This window comes from Xenorhabdus sp. XBWT (genome assembly GCF_059072735.1).
The window spans coordinates 1,902,221-1,917,246 of the sequence record NZ_CM180990.1 but is presented as its reverse complement, the minus strand read 5'-3'; the positions used below and the strand labels follow the sequence as shown (position 1 = coordinate 1,917,246).

Annotated in this window: 20 protein-coding genes and 1 pseudogene; 16 read left to right on the top strand and 5 right to left on the bottom strand. The window is 42.1% G+C overall.

All coding sequences use genetic code 11. From position 1 onward, the window contains the following. Positions 1-61: 61 nt before the first annotated feature. Both AC5JQI_RS08875 and AC5JQI_RS08870 read right to left on the bottom strand, forming a co-directional pair. The gene (locus AC5JQI_RS08875) at positions 62-337 is read right to left on the bottom strand and encodes a type II toxin-antitoxin system RelE/ParE family toxin (RefSeq protein WP_493914457.1); all 276 of its coding nucleotides are present in this window, start codon (positions 335-337) and stop codon (positions 62-64) included. After that, a complete protein-coding gene (locus AC5JQI_RS08870; RefSeq protein ID WP_493914456.1) occupies positions 337-618 on the bottom strand; it encodes a CopG family ribbon-helix-helix protein in 282 nt (93 codons plus the stop codon). The genes AC5JQI_RS08875 and AC5JQI_RS08870 overlap by 1 nt, the downstream gene beginning before the upstream one ends. A 143-nt stretch (positions 619-761) precedes the next feature. Between AC5JQI_RS08870 and AC5JQI_RS08865 the strand changes: the two genes are divergently transcribed. Next, a complete protein-coding gene (locus AC5JQI_RS08865; RefSeq protein ID WP_493912134.1) occupies positions 762-1,883 on the top strand; it encodes an ISAs1 family transposase in 1,122 nt (373 codons plus the stop codon). Positions 1,884-2,763: 880 nt separating this feature from the next. Here the strand turns inward: AC5JQI_RS08865 and AC5JQI_RS08860 are convergent. Continuing rightward, entirely contained in the window at positions 2,764-3,474 is a 711-nt protein-coding gene (locus tag AC5JQI_RS08860; RefSeq protein WP_493914455.1) for a hypothetical protein, read from the bottom strand. A gap of 1,204 nt (positions 3,475-4,678) precedes the next feature. On the opposite strand from AC5JQI_RS08860, the gene AC5JQI_RS08855 reads away from it, so the two are divergent. The 3 genes and pseudogenes from AC5JQI_RS08855 to AC5JQI_RS08845 all read left to right on the top strand — a co-directional run bounded on the left by AC5JQI_RS08855 (position 4,679) and on the right by AC5JQI_RS08845 (position 6,560). Beyond that, positions 4,679-4,888 (top strand): hypothetical protein, encoded by a 210-nt coding sequence (locus AC5JQI_RS08855; protein ID WP_493914454.1) that lies wholly within the window; start codon positions 4,679-4,681, stop codon positions 4,886-4,888. Positions 4,889-4,918: 30 nt separating this feature from the next. Then, positions 4,919-6,096: pseudogene (locus tag AC5JQI_RS08850) on the top strand (RNA-guided endonuclease TnpB family protein). Positions 6,097-6,203: 107 nt separating this feature from the next. After that, on the top strand, positions 6,204-6,560 hold the full coding sequence (locus AC5JQI_RS08845) for a hypothetical protein (RefSeq protein WP_493914453.1): 357 nt from the start codon (positions 6,204-6,206) through the stop codon (positions 6,558-6,560). Between the two features lie 45 nt (positions 6,561-6,605). Here the strand turns inward: AC5JQI_RS08845 and AC5JQI_RS08840 are convergent, their stop codons facing one another. Continuing rightward, complete coding sequence (locus AC5JQI_RS08840) at positions 6,606-6,920, bottom strand: CcdB family protein (RefSeq protein WP_493914452.1); 315 nt, start codon at positions 6,918-6,920, stop codon at positions 6,606-6,608. 2 nt (positions 6,921-6,922) lie between these two features. Further along, a complete protein-coding gene (locus AC5JQI_RS08835) occupies positions 6,923-7,159 on the bottom strand; it encodes a type II toxin-antitoxin system CcdA family antitoxin (RefSeq protein WP_493914451.1) in 237 nt (78 codons plus the stop codon). A 153-nt stretch (positions 7,160-7,312) separates the two neighbouring features. On the opposite strand from AC5JQI_RS08835, the gene AC5JQI_RS08830 reads away from it, so the two are divergent. The 12 genes from AC5JQI_RS08830 (at position 7,313) to AC5JQI_RS08775 (ending at position 14,967) form a co-directional block, all read left to right on the top strand. After that, on the top strand, positions 7,313-7,753 hold the full coding sequence (locus AC5JQI_RS08830; RefSeq protein ID WP_493914450.1) for an antitoxin PaaA2 family protein: 441 nt from the start codon (positions 7,313-7,315) through the stop codon (positions 7,751-7,753). Next, positions 7,753-8,034: a type II toxin-antitoxin system RelE/ParE family toxin gene (locus AC5JQI_RS08825; protein ID WP_493914449.1), complete on the top strand. Its 282-nt coding sequence runs from the start codon at positions 7,753-7,755 to the stop codon at positions 8,032-8,034. The genes AC5JQI_RS08830 and AC5JQI_RS08825 overlap by 1 nt, the downstream gene beginning before the upstream one ends. 71 nt (positions 8,035-8,105) lie before the next feature. Then, positions 8,106-9,233, top strand: coding sequence for a hypothetical protein (locus AC5JQI_RS08820; RefSeq protein WP_493914448.1), 1,128 nt, complete (start codon positions 8,106-8,108; stop codon positions 9,231-9,233). Between the two features lie 331 nt (positions 9,234-9,564). After that, positions 9,565-9,924 carry a tlde1 domain-containing protein gene (locus tag AC5JQI_RS08815; protein WP_493914447.1) on the top strand — a complete coding sequence of 120 codons (360 nt, stop codon included), beginning with the start codon at positions 9,565-9,567 and terminating at the stop codon, positions 9,922-9,924. A gap of 2 nt (positions 9,925-9,926) precedes the next feature. Further along, complete coding sequence (locus AC5JQI_RS08810; protein WP_493914446.1) at positions 9,927-10,328, top strand: hypothetical protein; 402 nt, start codon at positions 9,927-9,929, stop codon at positions 10,326-10,328. 165 nt (positions 10,329-10,493) lie between these two features. Continuing rightward, positions 10,494-10,925, top strand: a complete 432-nt coding sequence (locus tag AC5JQI_RS08805) for an antirestriction protein (RefSeq protein WP_493914445.1) — start codon at positions 10,494-10,496, stop codon at positions 10,923-10,925. A gap of 157 nt (positions 10,926-11,082) precedes the next feature. Then, on the top strand, positions 11,083-11,592 hold the full coding sequence (locus tag AC5JQI_RS08800; RefSeq protein WP_493914444.1) for an antirestriction protein ArdA: 510 nt from the start codon (positions 11,083-11,085) through the stop codon (positions 11,590-11,592). Between the two features lie 27 nt (positions 11,593-11,619). Next, a complete protein-coding gene (locus AC5JQI_RS08795; protein ID WP_493914443.1) occupies positions 11,620-11,895 on the top strand; it encodes a hypothetical protein in 276 nt (91 codons plus the stop codon). A gap of 11 nt (positions 11,896-11,906) precedes the next feature. Continuing rightward, positions 11,907-12,278 (top strand): DUF5983 family protein, encoded by a 372-nt coding sequence (locus AC5JQI_RS08790; protein WP_493914442.1) that lies wholly within the window; start codon positions 11,907-11,909, stop codon positions 12,276-12,278. A 335-nt stretch (positions 12,279-12,613) separates the two neighbouring features. Continuing rightward, positions 12,614-13,225: a hypothetical protein gene (locus AC5JQI_RS08785; RefSeq protein ID WP_493914441.1), complete on the top strand. Its 612-nt coding sequence runs from the start codon at positions 12,614-12,616 to the stop codon at positions 13,223-13,225. Beyond that, entirely contained in the window at positions 13,174-13,560 is a 387-nt protein-coding gene (locus AC5JQI_RS08780) for a hypothetical protein (RefSeq protein ID WP_493914440.1), read from the top strand. Before AC5JQI_RS08785 ends, AC5JQI_RS08780 begins: the two co-directional genes overlap by 52 nt. Before the next feature lie 60 nt (positions 13,561-13,620). Beyond that, positions 13,621-14,967 carry a DNA cytosine methyltransferase gene (locus tag AC5JQI_RS08775; RefSeq protein ID WP_493914439.1) on the top strand — a complete coding sequence of 449 codons (1,347 nt, stop codon included), beginning with the start codon at positions 13,621-13,623 and terminating at the stop codon, positions 14,965-14,967. Positions 14,968-15,026 lie beyond the last annotated feature (59 nt).

Genomic DNA, 15,026 nt, shown 5'->3' with positions numbered 1-15,026 from the left:
TACACCAAAACCGCCGAAATTTCCGTCAGGTTGCTCATGGCTTAGGGACGACGTTGCCATCTCAACGGTTTTCTCGGGTATGCCATAACCGCAGCACGTAAATGATTGAATCAATAACCTCGTAACGAATCTCGTACTCTCCAACCAAAATCCCCCTAACCTCCCGTGGCTCGAACTGGAACAGTTGTTCTCCAATACGAGGGTTGGTTAGCAAAATGGTCGGTGCCTGAGTCAGTGCCTGCACGGTTCTAGCAGCAGCTGGCTTGTTAGCCAGAGACAGAAATTCATACAAGCGCGCCAAATCAGAGAGCGCCTTACTGGTCCACTTCAGTTCCATCAACGCGGCACCGGCAGTTGCATGTCGGTACCGAGGCTGTCAGCCCAAGCCTGCACCGCCAGGTGATCAATAACCCGACCCGTATCCACGTCTGCCAGCGCCTCTTGGGTCAGGCGATCACGATCCTCTTCCTGGGCGATCCATGCAGAAAGTGCCTGTTTCATGATCCAGCCACGTGAGCGTTCAAGTCGGGCTGCCATCTGGTCAACTTTGTCGGCCATCGGCAGTGGCACGTGTGCGGTCAGTACCTTGGTTGTTGCTTGTGTCATGTTGCTCTTCATTTACCGACTCCTTATTTTTATTTGATTCAAAGTTAATCATACTGATTTATTTTAAATCAATCAAGATAGTGTCAGTTTGGGCTACAGGGGTTACGCATGAAAATATTTAGTGGATAATTCCCTCATTTTTAGAGGGAATGCAGATGAAAAAATTAGTGGATGTCTTTTCTGATTTTCCAGACCCGCGTTGTCAGGGAAAGATCAGGCACCGTTTTATTGATATCTTAGTGATTGCGGTATGTGCTGTCATTGCCGGCGCTAACGCCTGGACCGATATTGAACAGTATGGTCAACTAAAAAAGGATTGGCTGGGTTCATTTCTTCCGCTCAAAGGCGGTATTCCGTCACATGATACTTTCCGGCGCTGTTTCAGTTTATTAAATCCCCGCCTCTTTGAACGCCATTTTTATCAGTGGGTTTCTCATGATGTTTCTTCAGAAAAGCGGGCGATCATTGCGATTGATGGTAAAAGTTTACGCCATTCGTTTGACAAGAAAATTGAACAAAGCCCATTACATGTGGTAAGTGCATTCTCCGTTGAGAAAGGGCTTAGCTTATGTCAGTGTGCTGTAGACGGAAAATCAAACGAAATTAAGGCCATCCCCACATTATTATCGATGCTTTCCTTGAAAGGCCATCTCGTGACGCTTGATGCGATGGGCTGTCAACGCACGATTGCCCAGCAATTACGCGAGAGCGGAGCCGATTATATTTTGTCCCTTAAAGGCAATCAGGGAAAAACCTTTTCGGAAGCGGTTAACTATTTTCAACAACAACGGGCAACACAAAAACCTTATCTGAAACCTGACCATGATGAATTTGAAGATAGCCATGGGCGTACCGTCAGACGACGCGGATGGGTTCTACCGCTGACACCAGAAACAAAACACTTAGGCTCCTGGCCAGATATTCAGGCTCTTCTGGTCACAGAAACAATACGGCAAGAACAATATTCTGAAACAGTCACCTCTTATTTTCGTTATTATTTAAGTAGTTGTCAGGACGCTCCTGCCTTTCAGTTAGCAGCCATTCGGAAACATTGGGCTATTGAAAATAGCTTACACTGGGTGCTGGATGTCACTTTTCGGGAAGATGATTCACGGATGAGAGAGCAGATCGCCACAAGAATATTTGCCCAATTACGTAAAATGGCGCTCAATATCGTTAAACGGGATACCAACAATAAGTTGAGTTTGAGTGCCCGAAGGAAATCAGCCGGGTGGGATAATGGCTACATGGAAGCCCTGTTATTTAATCAATTTTAGCCTACCAAAATTTCATGCGTAACCCCTGCCTATCTTCTTCCACTATGATGCAAAAACTCCCTGATAGTCGATTTGTTATCGGGGGTAAAATCATCGTTGAGAAGGATATTGTCTTTACACAGCAGCCTAATAAATTTCGTACTAATTCTATTCTACGCATATTTCCTGATATTTCAGTGCATACTCCTTATCATAACGATGCCATACCGGCTCTAAAGCAACCGTCTTTAATGCCTCCGTAATTTTTCCTCGTTGTGCCTGATCTTTCCCTGACAACGCGGGTCTGGAAAATCAGAAAAGACATCCACTAATTTTTTCATCTGCATTCCCTCTAAAAATGAGGGAATTATCCACTAAATATTTTCATGCGTAACCCCTGCGTGTTAGTTGACATAGGGGGCATCGGTATATTTTGAAAAACGATGAGGATCTTGTGAGGTTGCCCCACCGCGCGACGGGCGTACCGGCCACCGAATTTCCCATAAGGGGGGCTTCCCACGCGGCTAAAATGTGTTCTGTCCGTCAGACAAAACGCAAAATAACCCATTGATATTAAAGTTTAATATCATAATCACATGACACCATAACGCAGCGTAATAGCTTCTATTACCCTTGTTTCAATCGAATGTTCCCTTTTTTATTCAGACTATCAGACACAAAAAAGCCCCGCAGAACGCGAGGCTGTTAATCAATGACGCATTTTCAGTCTATCAAAAAGTATACTTTTTGAGATGCACAAAGTTACGCTATCAAAAGTCCTATTATATGTGGTTTATCACATAGTCTTAGGAATAATGATAGCATTATTCCTTTTAACGCCGACTTATAGACACAAAAAAGCCCCGCTAGTAGCGAGGCAGTTAATACCGTCAACTGATTATTATTTAATGTCGTCAATTTCGGGGATCGGTTGCTCTTTCATCGCTTCCAGTTCTAGCAATAAATCGAGGCGGTTAGTTAAATCAAGCTGCAAAAAGAGCGACTTTATCAATTTATATTGGCGCGCTTGGGGAAGCATCGTAAACCCCTCCGCAATATCACTCATCTTTGTTACCGCGAGAAACGATTTTGCTTTGATCTCGTCGTCGCGCGTGTCTGCGCCTTTACTGCCATTTTTCGCCGTATCATAGCGACTTTTTGCCGCATTAAATAACCGCCTTAGATTATTAAATACCACATCAGCATTAACGCATTCGTCTGTATTGTTATCTATCGCGGTTACTTTCAGCTCGCCTCTATCAAACATATTCTTAATTTCTTGTTTAAAAAAGGGTAGAACCGTTTCTAACACTGATCCTTTCTTCACAATTTGCGTGACATAAAAAATAAATACTTCCGCTTTTAATTTATGGTCAGCTTTTGCAACGCGATAGACTTCATTAATTAACGTCTTACGCTCGGCGAGTCCAGTCAGTTTGTATTGATCATGTTTTTCTACGGTCTCTTTCGCTTTTTTCATATCCGCAATCGCGGCGGCGGCAATCGTTGCCGTTGCCGCTGTTTTCTTTTGAGTCTTAACGGTATTGGTTAACATGATAAAACCTCTCCTATAAGTGGCAACATTGCCTAGTATGCAATCAATATAGGTCATTTATTCGCCTATGTCAAATTAAAGATACTTTTAAACAATATTTAAACACTGTATATAAAAACACCCCCTAACCAATAAGACAAGATAAAACGATCTCATTTTTTAAAAATTCAATTTCAAAAACGCAATCATGTTCCTTTATTTTTTAACCTCTTTTTCTTTTTTTACGATCACACAGGTAAGGTGCCGTTATTGAGCGACAGAAAATGCGGGTATGTGATATGCAATAAAATTGCATAATAATTCATTATTAATGAATAATAAGTCACGAGTATTATTTTGAAATGCTACTACTCCACTTCAATTTTTTACCACATCGCTGTATAAGCGATGTGGGGCAACTATGTTTATGACATGGGTGTGTTCCATCTGTACGCAGAATCGTGCTGTGCGCAGTCTGTAACGCGATTCTTTCTGTGCGCGTCGAGGAACGCGCCGCTCTGTACGAGCCAGAAGCACGAATAACATTTTGTTAACATATTTTAACGATCAGCTAACAATTAGCTTTATCTATTTCGTTTATTATCAAACACTTAATCATACGACATAACAGGCGCACCGGATGTTGTTATGTCGCGTCGCCAGTAACTCATTGTTTTTAAAGGGTGCGCAGCAAATAAAAACTGAGCTAACGTTTGCTAAACGTACTGGCGCACGGCATGTCACGTACTATCTCTGCCTGCGCTTCGTACAGAGCGATTTTTTCATAGAAAAATCGTCATATAATCGGCATAGAGAAAGAAAAAAGAGGTATGTATATAATATTATTAATTAATTATAAATATATGTATAAGTGTATTGTGTATTACTCCACCTATCGTGCTATTTTTTCCCTGTTTTTCGCAAAAAACATCTATGAAAAACTTGAGGTGTCAAAAATCTTTTTTCTGTTTTCCCCTTTTTTGCATTTCCATTTTTAAGGAGATCTTTTTTTCGATTTTTAGCAAGTGTCATGTAGTGTGCAGTTTTTCAAGTCAATACATTGATTTAAAACAACAAAAAATGCTACCACGCTTAAAGAAGCACATTGTAACACTTTGATTAAAATATATATTTTTCGAAAGTGTTAGAGCAAAATCAAATAGTACACTTTGCTCTTTTATTTCATTTTTATTCAAAACCAAAATAGAAACCTTTTTATTTGACATAGATTCATTGCTTGAAAAAATAGATTATTCCCATGCACTCTAAAAAGGTTAATTTCATGAAAAATGATACGCGTTCTGTGACATTTGATGTTAATGATTTTGAAACCAGTGATTCATTTATGGTGGATGTGATATTTCCAAATCATGGTTATTGCACTGTGACCTATGAGAACAATGATGTCATTACCGCACGCAAAATATTAGGTAGTCTTGAAACAGTTCTTTATTGTGCGCGTTCACTTTACAAAACCTTTTTAAGTCAATAATATAAAGCCATTATACAGGTGAGCACTGAAATGTTAAGAGCAACAAAAGTACGCATTTATCCAACACAAGAACAAGCTGACTTTTTAATGGCTCAGTTTGGTGCTGTGCGTTTTGCGTATAACAAAGCTTTACATTTAAAGTCCCATATGTACCGCAAGCATGGTGTCACACTGAACCCTAAGAAAGACATAAAACCACTACTTGCGGCTGCCAAGAAATCACGGAAATATCAATGGTTGAAGCAATACGATTCAATTGCTTTACAACAGTCCGTAATCAATCTTCACCAAGCTTTTGATAACTTTTTTAACCCAAAGTTGAAAGCCAAGTACCCACAATTCAAACGTAGACACGGCAAGCAATCGAGTTACCACTGTGTGGGCGTAAAGGTGTTTGATAGTGCAATCAAACTCCCGAAGATGCAGCTTGTTAAGGCAAATATTCACCGTGAGATCAGTGGCATAGTAAAAAGCATCACAGTCAGTTTGAGTAAAACAGGTAAATTTTACGCATCAATTCTTGTTGATGATGGAGTAGAAGCGCCTGATTTACCTCACACTGTAAGCAAGGTAACAGGTATCGATCTCGGTCTGTCCCACTTTGCCATTGAATCTAATGGCAGAAAGACAGCCAATCCAAGATTTGTAAAACGGGCTGAGAAAAACCTCAGACGTAAGCAGCGTCAGCTATCTAGAAAAGCAAAAGGCAGTGCTAATCGGGCGAAAGCTAGATTGCTGGTCGCCAAATGCCATGAAAAAGTAGCGAACGCTCGCGCTGATTTTCAGCACAAACTCTCTCGAACTCTCGTTGACGAAAACCAAGCGGTGATAGTCGAGACACTGAAATCAGCCAATATGATGAAAAACCGCAAACTGGCTAAACACATAGCAGATGCCTCATGGCATGGCTTTGTTGTAAAGCTGGAGTACAAAGCCAAAGAGCAAGGTAAGCACCTGGTAAAACTCGATCAGTGGTACGCCAGCTCTAAAACTTGTCATTGTTGCGGTCATAAAACGGAAGATATGCCTTTGTCGGTTCGTCAGTGGGATTGTCCATCTTGTGGCACTACGGATATAGACCGCGACTTAAACGCGGCTCTCAATATCCGTGATAAAGGCATTCTGGAATTAAAGGCGGCTGGACGGTCGTCTCTGCTTATGGAAGCTGCGTAAGTCTCGATACTATCGAGCAATGGCTAACGAAATAAGAAGCATCGCCCGATAGGGCGGTGAGAAGTCACATTTTGAATTTATCAATGAACCCACAGTGGACATTCTTTTTATTTCTTTACCCAATTAAGCGGAGAATTTAAAAATGAATATGACAAAACTGATTGAAAAGATGCTACCAGAATATGTTTTACTGGATTTATCGAAAGAGGGAACGTTATCGAGAGTATATGTACTCGAAGGGGAATTTATACCTGCAACTGATATACACCCGCCATGCATCGAAGTACGCTGCCGTGATGCACCGCGTGCAAGTTATTATCGTGGTAGTAGGGATACGCCGGATGCAGTATCTGATGCCGTGAAAAAATATTACGAGCAGGTAGGCATTAGGCATAATGAAACGGTGATCGAGCATATTGTGCTGGAGTGGCCTGAGACGATGAAGTTTACTGCGATCCTCCTTGTTGTTGAGGGTATCTTATCCGCGTTAAAGAAATGACTATCGCAGCCGTCTCAGTCATAGAGCACACTCCTTTATAAATTTCTAAATGCCATCAAAGATAAAATCCATTGCTGCCTTAATTCTGTCACGGTACTGAGTTGCATCACAAAATTCCGCACCCAAAGCGCGAACAGGTATACTTGCCAATTCATGCGTCATGACCGCATATTCTTTGTCGTCTATCAGTCTGACAAGCGGGATCATGCGATCTGGGTGACTGTTATCCGGATATTTTTCAATAGGCAGCAATGGAATAACAATTCTGCGGTTTAATTGCCCGATAATGTCGCTGGTGACATCCAGTAACAGAGGATAAACAGAGGTTCTTCCGGTATTACAATAAACGGTGAATTGCATAATTAAAATGTCCTGTATTCATCACTGAAACAGCCATGTTCATCGTGAAAACGGTTTAATGCCTCTAGCGCTTCTGCGTTATCTTCTTGCCATTTCTTTGCCTCATAATGACGTAATTCGGCATCCAGAGCAGCGGAAAATGTTGCGCTAAAATTGATACCTGCCTCACGTGCCCGACTCAGTAAACTTCTTTCTATGGTCATTGTGACACTTTGGGTATTTCTTTGTTTTACTGTCATGATTGATTTCCTCCATTAATATGTCGTGTAGTTTACACGTAAATATGCACAAACACAATTAGAGTGCTTTTTTTATTCTTTTTCATTGTGCAAATTATCATTAGTTGCAATACTTTATTTTGTAACTTGCACAGCAACTCTTGGAGGTAACTTATGACAACAGAAACGATAAATCACTCTACTCTATACCGCTTGGTTGACGCGGGTGTGGTGCGTGATGCACAGGTTGTGAGTACACTTGATGGCTGGGTAGTGACCGTAAAATATGGCGTGGTAGAGTGTGCGCTCACGGCTACCCGCAGTGGTCAGGTACGTCTGTTTAAAAAATTGGAAACGCTGGTGAATTATCTGCAAAGCATTGGGATTGCCCAGTTTAATGTTGATGCCTCCAACTACAGCGCAGGACACCAGAGCAAGAATGCGCGTCCCGATAGAGCCGTCGCGTTAAAACGCGCATATGAAGCGGCTGCCTACGATGAGTGGTTCAGGACACAGGTGCAAGCGTCCATTGACGATCTGCGCCCTGCGATAGCCCATGAGGATGTTAAACGTCATTTTGCGTCCAAAAAAGACAGTCTACGTAAGGGATTATAATGCGCCTTGAGTGGAAACCTATGGCTTTGGCGGACAGGGAGCAGATCATGGATTATATCGCTCAGGATAATCCACAGGCCGCAATCGTGCTTGATGATGAGTTTGAAGCATCGGCAGAGCGGGCTTGTCTGCAACCTGAGATGTACAAGCGTGGCCGGCTGAAAGGGACGCGGGAAACCGTGGTCAGGCCGCACTATATACTCATATACCGTGTTGAACGGGATATCCTGATGATTTTACGTATTCTTCATGCTGCGCAACAATGGCCGCCAACGAAATAACAGAATTTTTGACGAGTTAGGCATAGAATTCTACAACAGTGATAAGACATAAGGGTCTAAAAGGGGGACAAATGTCACAAGGGGCGAGATTTGTAGAGAACAGTTATTTAAAAGAACCCACAGAAGAGATGCACCCGAAGTTAAAAGAAACACTGTGGTTTTATATAAAGGGCAGTCTGGCGCACACACGGGAGCTATTACGTTTAGTACCGAATAATGCTGCGTGTCCGCGAGCGTCCGATGTGCGCGGATGGATGGCAATACTGGATCTGAATACGGTGGGTATTGCGCGTTTATTAGGGGTACAGCGGACAAGCGTTGCGACGAACTACCTGAAACCGGATTTGGAGAAGCAGGTGGGTATGACTGCACCGCGTTTACTGCGGGCGGGGTTGCTAACGGGATATTTTAAACACCATCCCGATGCGCCTCAGTATTATGCGGCGATGGGCTTACTCGATGAGCTGGTTAAAAAGGGTGAGCTGGACAAGATATGGTATACCATTGTGAACGCGAAGAAACATGGTGCCAAACCCGACGTGATTGATCAGCTCCGAGAGGCAGCCATTGCGACAATGTGTCCTCAATATCCCATGAGTTTATCAGATCCCGGCAATGTGGCGGAAGCGGACGAGAAAAGTGCGGTCAGAAAAGTGCGGCCAACGCGGGAAGTGTATTGGCTGGAATCCGCTGATAAACGCCGTTTAAATAAGGATTATTCTCGCCGTGTGATTGTCGATGAGGATTTTACCGGCGCAACATTAGACGGGATGTACAACGAAACGGTGTTCGTGAATTGTATCTTTAATCAAGCCAAGTTTGTGGGGCAATTCTATGATGCCGAGTTTTACCAGTGTCAGGGAACACAAATCTTGCTCAACGGCCTCTTTGATCGCGCCCGGTTCTATGAAACACGCTTTGATGTGCTCGAACTGAAAGGATCATTCACATTCAGTCGCCTGATCTCCTCCTTTTTTGGTAATCCCGATGGCATCGAGGCAAAACCGGAACAATTTGCCGGTGCAGAAGGTATTCTCTCCTATGTGGATATCCGTTTGCCCGAACCCCGCACGATAGATGGACGTGAAACGCTATCAAAATGGATACAAATCTTCCCGGCGGCAAAAGCATGGTCACGCACGACTCAGCCCGGAACCCCAATGGGGGATGTCTTGCATAAGGAATATTTTCCCGAATGATTGAAAGAATTCGTGCTGTGTAGCTATTGGCTACACAACCTGTTCTACGCTTTGTATATTCATTTTCTATACAGGGGATGTATGAGAACGTAGTCTTTAAAAAATAACCAATATTATTCGGGCTAAAATAATATAACTTCCCTTTCCATTGCCTTAATGTAAACTTAAAATATAAAGCTGAAGTTTTAATATATTTTAATATTTTTACATAATAATTGATGATGAAATTATTGCGCGTTTTTATACGTCGATGATAAAGTGGTAAATGGCATATATAATGCTTTAAATCAAACACATTTAATATTCATCGAAATATAAAAAGGAGTTTTAGATGGCTTGGATTTATCATCAATATTCGGGTGACTTATATCATAATGATAAATTAATTTATCGGGGGGGTTATAGTGGCAAAGGATCACATAAAAATAACCCTGCCTCAGAATCGGTCAAAGGCGAAGGCCCGATCCCACGAGGACGGTACAGTATTGGCGGCTATACCAGCAGTAAAGGGCCAATGACTATCATTCTGGAGCCGCATAATGGCAACAATATGTATGGGAGAAACCTGTTCCGTATTCATGGCGATAGTCGTGAGCATCCGGGACAGGCGTCTGAGGGTTGTATTATTGTCGGGCCAGACGCAAGGCGCGAAATCATCAGTTCTGTCGATAGAGAACTAATTGTGGAATGAGTATGAAAAAGTTTATCCTGTTAGCATTATTATGTTTTCCCGGCATAGCCCTCTCTGCCACTAAAGCACCCTCTCAAAAAGCGTTAGATTATTGTGCAACCGTTGATTCCTGGGCGGCACAAAAAGTCATTGATGCCGAATTGCGAAAAGGGAAAGAATTGGATCGTGAGAAAGCTACCGCTTCTTTGATTAATAGAACGAAATTAGTCAGTGGAAAGAATGCGATCCAACTCGGTGAATGGGGACAATTGTACACGCAGACAATTGAAGTCTCTGTGCCCTACATTGATAATAAAAAAAAACCGATTCGATTTATTGTTTCGTCAATTATTTCTGCTGAAGAATGTTCCCTCACAGAGCCAGCCTATATTGATATGACGTTGGGTGATCCTATTTCCCATTAAAAATGAATAAATAGCCCATGTTAATTATCGCATGGGTTGTTTTTACCTCCCTCATTTGACATACAAACCACACCTGAGAAAATAACCTCACTGAATTAATTAAATAGCAATATTTAGAACGACAGCTATTTATCTTTAATCACCCCCTTCATTGAGGAATTAATTATGTTTTCAGAGAGAGAACCCATTACGAAAAAAGAAGTCAGCGACGCCAAAAGAATGCGGTTTTTGCCATGTCATTTTGGGTGTTATTTTATGAACGCTGAGACATATCTTTATAACTGGATGGACAGATACGCGAAAGATTATGAGGGTGATCATTATTCATTTTATGAACTTTCTAACGGGTCAATATTAATCTGTCCTAGTGAAAACTACTCACTCTGGTCAGAGAATGGTGAGTCTTTTGACAATTTATCATCAGAACAAGTGGGTATTACGGCAACACTCTTTTTACTGAATCACTTCATTTTTAAGACCTATGAACAGGAACAGAGAATGGCGGTGGACTTTAGTCGTAAATACGAAGGATTGCTCGATTATGGTGCAGAATTAGGAAAAGAAATTTGGACACCCATACGAGCTTTAATTGATTAATTTCCCTGCCTGACAACACTTTTCTGTTATGAAATAAAAATAGCATCTATGTCATTACGTTTATGGCGGATAGCCCATTCTCATTTGACATAGATGCATACAGAAAGAAAATAATATTCATCAAGAAAGAAATAGGATTTATATGTGAGGTATAAATATGACACCTTCTATTTTTGTCACGACAAAAAAACGTTTCGAGCGCGATCCAGGTTACGGAGAATGGTTCGATTTATTGGAGTATACAGATGAAGAGGAATTTTTAGAGGACATACAGACGACTTGTGGAAAGCTAGATGAGGACGATACTTATTTTTTCCCCGATTGGATGGACATTCCTAAAGAGGCACTGAACAAAGAAGGGCATCTGAGCTGGGAATATATAGACGTACTCTCTCAGTTAAATGATGATCGTCACGATGCCTATTATGCGTATTGTACGAATCTTTTTTATATTGTCGATAAAGCGACCTTTGAAGATGCCTATATTACCACTCTGGATCAGGGGGAATCAGAATCCGATTTTGTTATAGAGTATGAAGGTGATTTTTTAGATGATAAGGCGATCCCTGAGATATGCCGACTTTATTTTGATTGGGATACCTATACACAGGATCGGTTTACTGATACCTATGTATGTTATGAAAAACATATCTTTTATAACAGATAATTCACGCAGACGGATAACAGGAGAAAAATGATGGCAAAATTTATTACTTTGCCAGCCGGACAGGTGGTGAATCAGGCAAATATTGTGTATATAACGAATGTCCTGAAAGTGCGGAAAGGCCCATCAGGTAATATTATCACAATGACTCCAGAAGAGATTGAGGATATACCAGAGCAGTTACGATATGCGTTTCGCATAAACATGATTGATTATCATATTTGGGTATTCGGACAGAATACGACATCTGAACAATCCGCTGAGAGCATTCGAAATAGTATTGTCTCGCAATTAACTACCGACTAGGAATAATTCTTATGCCAGAGCTTCAACTCGAAACGAGAACGTCTGCTGTTATTTCTACAGCACACTTATCACAGTCAGATATGGAATTACTCACACAGTACACTGAGCGTTTCCACGATGAAGGGGATATGGTTATACGTATGCCTGAGAAAGTAATACGTCTTTATAAGGAAGGTATCGAAATCTGTCTGGCAACAGACGAACATTTAGAGTGTATGGAGGATATAGCAAATACTCTTGACTTATCAGATGGTTTTCTCAATAATCTGCAACGAGTGAAAGAGAATTTCCCTGATCTTTATTCTATCGTTTTCGATCAAGATGCCTTCTTAGTTTCCGGTTTAGTCGAATTTGATTGGCAGTACAAAATATTGAATGATTAATCACTCATTCCTAATCAGACAGTTCGGCTCCATTACAATGGAGCTATTTTTTTACCTGTTATTTGACATACAAACCATACTTGAGAAAATAGAGATATATTTACTGCACTAAAAAATAGTAACGGAACTGGATTTTTCACACGGGGAATAATGTTTTCCTATTCGCTTATTTTACATAATAGCCATATTAAATAATTATAAAACAAGAAAAGAATACGGGAAAACGCATGACCATTAAAACCTTTTCAGCAGTCACATAAAAGTATATGGTTAATTGGCATTAAGACGTCCCGAACATATCCTATTTTGGTTAGCCTATGTAAAGGTGTATTGTTATGCAACACGCATTAAAAGAAGCCTATACCACACAGGAAGAGGCTCGTCATGTTGCACAAAGAATGGCAAGTGCAGCAGGCGTACCCATTTGGATTTATCATCGCAAGCATAAGTGGTTTGTCAGTGGCACAGTAAATTTGTACGGACACAGGCCAATCATTCCGTCAGTAAAAGAATTCCGGCGTAAGCATCCGATTTATACGTACTGGAAACGAACCGACATTCCTACGATACACTATGTCAGTTTGTATGCAGGAAAGTATTATATGCTTGTGGACAACCTGATTACCGCCGTCCCGCTTTATACGCTAGTCTATTTATTATCACAAGGAAGCCTGTTAGTGATATCACGGACAGACGAGGATAATACGGCAAAAGAAGTAACGTATTATTTACGACGTTACCTGACAGATCAGGTTTTATACCGTTCTGTCGGTTTTCGTGTCTTTATCGTTCTTGCGGATAAAGACTGGGATATGCTGAAAACAAAGATGTATAACGCTGCGTTGATTTATGACGCGCTATGGAAACCACCAGTTGGTATAACGCAGGAGGAATCATGGCACGTACTCCCGAATCAAAAGTTAAGGAACAAGTCGATAGTTTACTAGCGGATGTCGGTGCCTATGTTCTTACCCCCACGACAGGTGGCTTTGGGCGTAGTGGTCATGCTGACAAAATATGTTGTGTACCCGATAAACAGGGCGGACAGGGATCATTTTTGGCCGTTGAGGTCAAAGCGGGGAAAAATAAACCCACAGCACTTCAATGCAAACGCTTACTTTCAGCATTGAATGCCGGTGCCTATGCCGCCGTCGTGAATGAAACCAATCTGTCTGTATTTCAGAGCTGGTTAGATGCCATTCATAACGGTACGCTTGACGGGCCACGATACCTGTTACCGAAAGGGATCACGCTGTCTGTTAATACAAAAGTCGGAAGATGAAGCTCAACGTGTTATGAGCATGGCTTACGTCAGCAAATAAGACGGCTAAAAAGAGAATTGATGATGCGTTTTGGATCAGTATGTTCAGGTATCGAGGCTGCAAGTGTGGCCTGGGAACCACTGGGAATGTCTCCGGTATGGTTCAGCGAAATTGAAAAATTCCCTAATGCGGTACTGCAATACCATTGGCCCCATGTTCAAAATTTGGGTGATATGACTCAGCTTTCGGCCATGATTGTAGATAATCAGATTGCTGCACCAGATATTCTAGTCGGTGGCACACCTTGTCAGACATTTAGTTTGTCTGGTCTACGTCAGGGTCTGAAAGATGAACGGGGACAATTAACCTTATCTTTTGTGGAGATAGCCAATGCCCTTGATCGCGTCAGAGTGTCCAACACTGAATCCCCCATTATCATTGTCTGGGAAAATGTCCCAGGCGTATTATCCAGTAAAGATAACGCTTTTGGATGCTTTCTTGCTGGACTTGCCGGAGAAGGCATTCCCCTACAGCCGTCAGGGAAAAAATGGACAAACGCGGGTTTGGTGTCTGGCCCACAGCGAACCATCGCCTGGCGAGTGTTGGACGCGCAATATTTCGGCGTCGCCCAACGTCGGCGTCGTGTGTTTGTTGTCGCAAGTGCTAGAAGAGATGTCGATCCCGCCGAAATACTTTTTGAGTCCTACAGCGTGCGAAGGAATACTCCGCCGGGCAGAACGGAGAGGAAAGCCGTTGCCGACGCTGTTACACAGTGCCTTGCAAGCGGTCGTAACACCACTGGAGCGTTATTAGCTAGTTGTGGTAATAAACAATTTTTAGACAACCAGTCAGCTTTTTCAGGCGACTTCCATATTGTGAAATGCTCACCTGCCAACGGCAGTCATTGGGATTCCGGTGATAATCCGCACCCAACATTAAACCAGAGCCATAATACGGGAGGGATCGGCATGAGTAATCAGGAGATATTTTCCCAGCGTGGCAGCGGTCTGGTATCCACCTATCGCCAGCTTTCATACGGTGAATACCGCACCGACGATATTTCATCGACACTGAAGTCGCGGGACTATAAAAGCGCCACGGATTTGGTGGCAATTTCACTGGCAGGCAATACGATAAACCGAACTCCCGGCAATGGTGGTCGTGGCGACGGCTACCAAACTGAACTCTCCTACACATTGACGGCATCGGATGTCCATAGTGTGAATTATGGTTATGCTATTCGTCGCCTGACACCGATTGAATGCGAAAGGTTACAGGGATTTCCTGATAATCATACGCAGATCCCGTGGAACGGAAAATCAGCAGAAAATTGCCCTGATGGCTCTCGCTATCAGACGATAGGCAATTCAATGGCTGTACCTGTTATGGCATGGCTTGGAAAACGTATTTTACTGCAAATGAAGTAGTACGGTGAGAATTCATTTTGGTCATAAAAGATGTCTTTCATAACCGTCATGAAATAAAT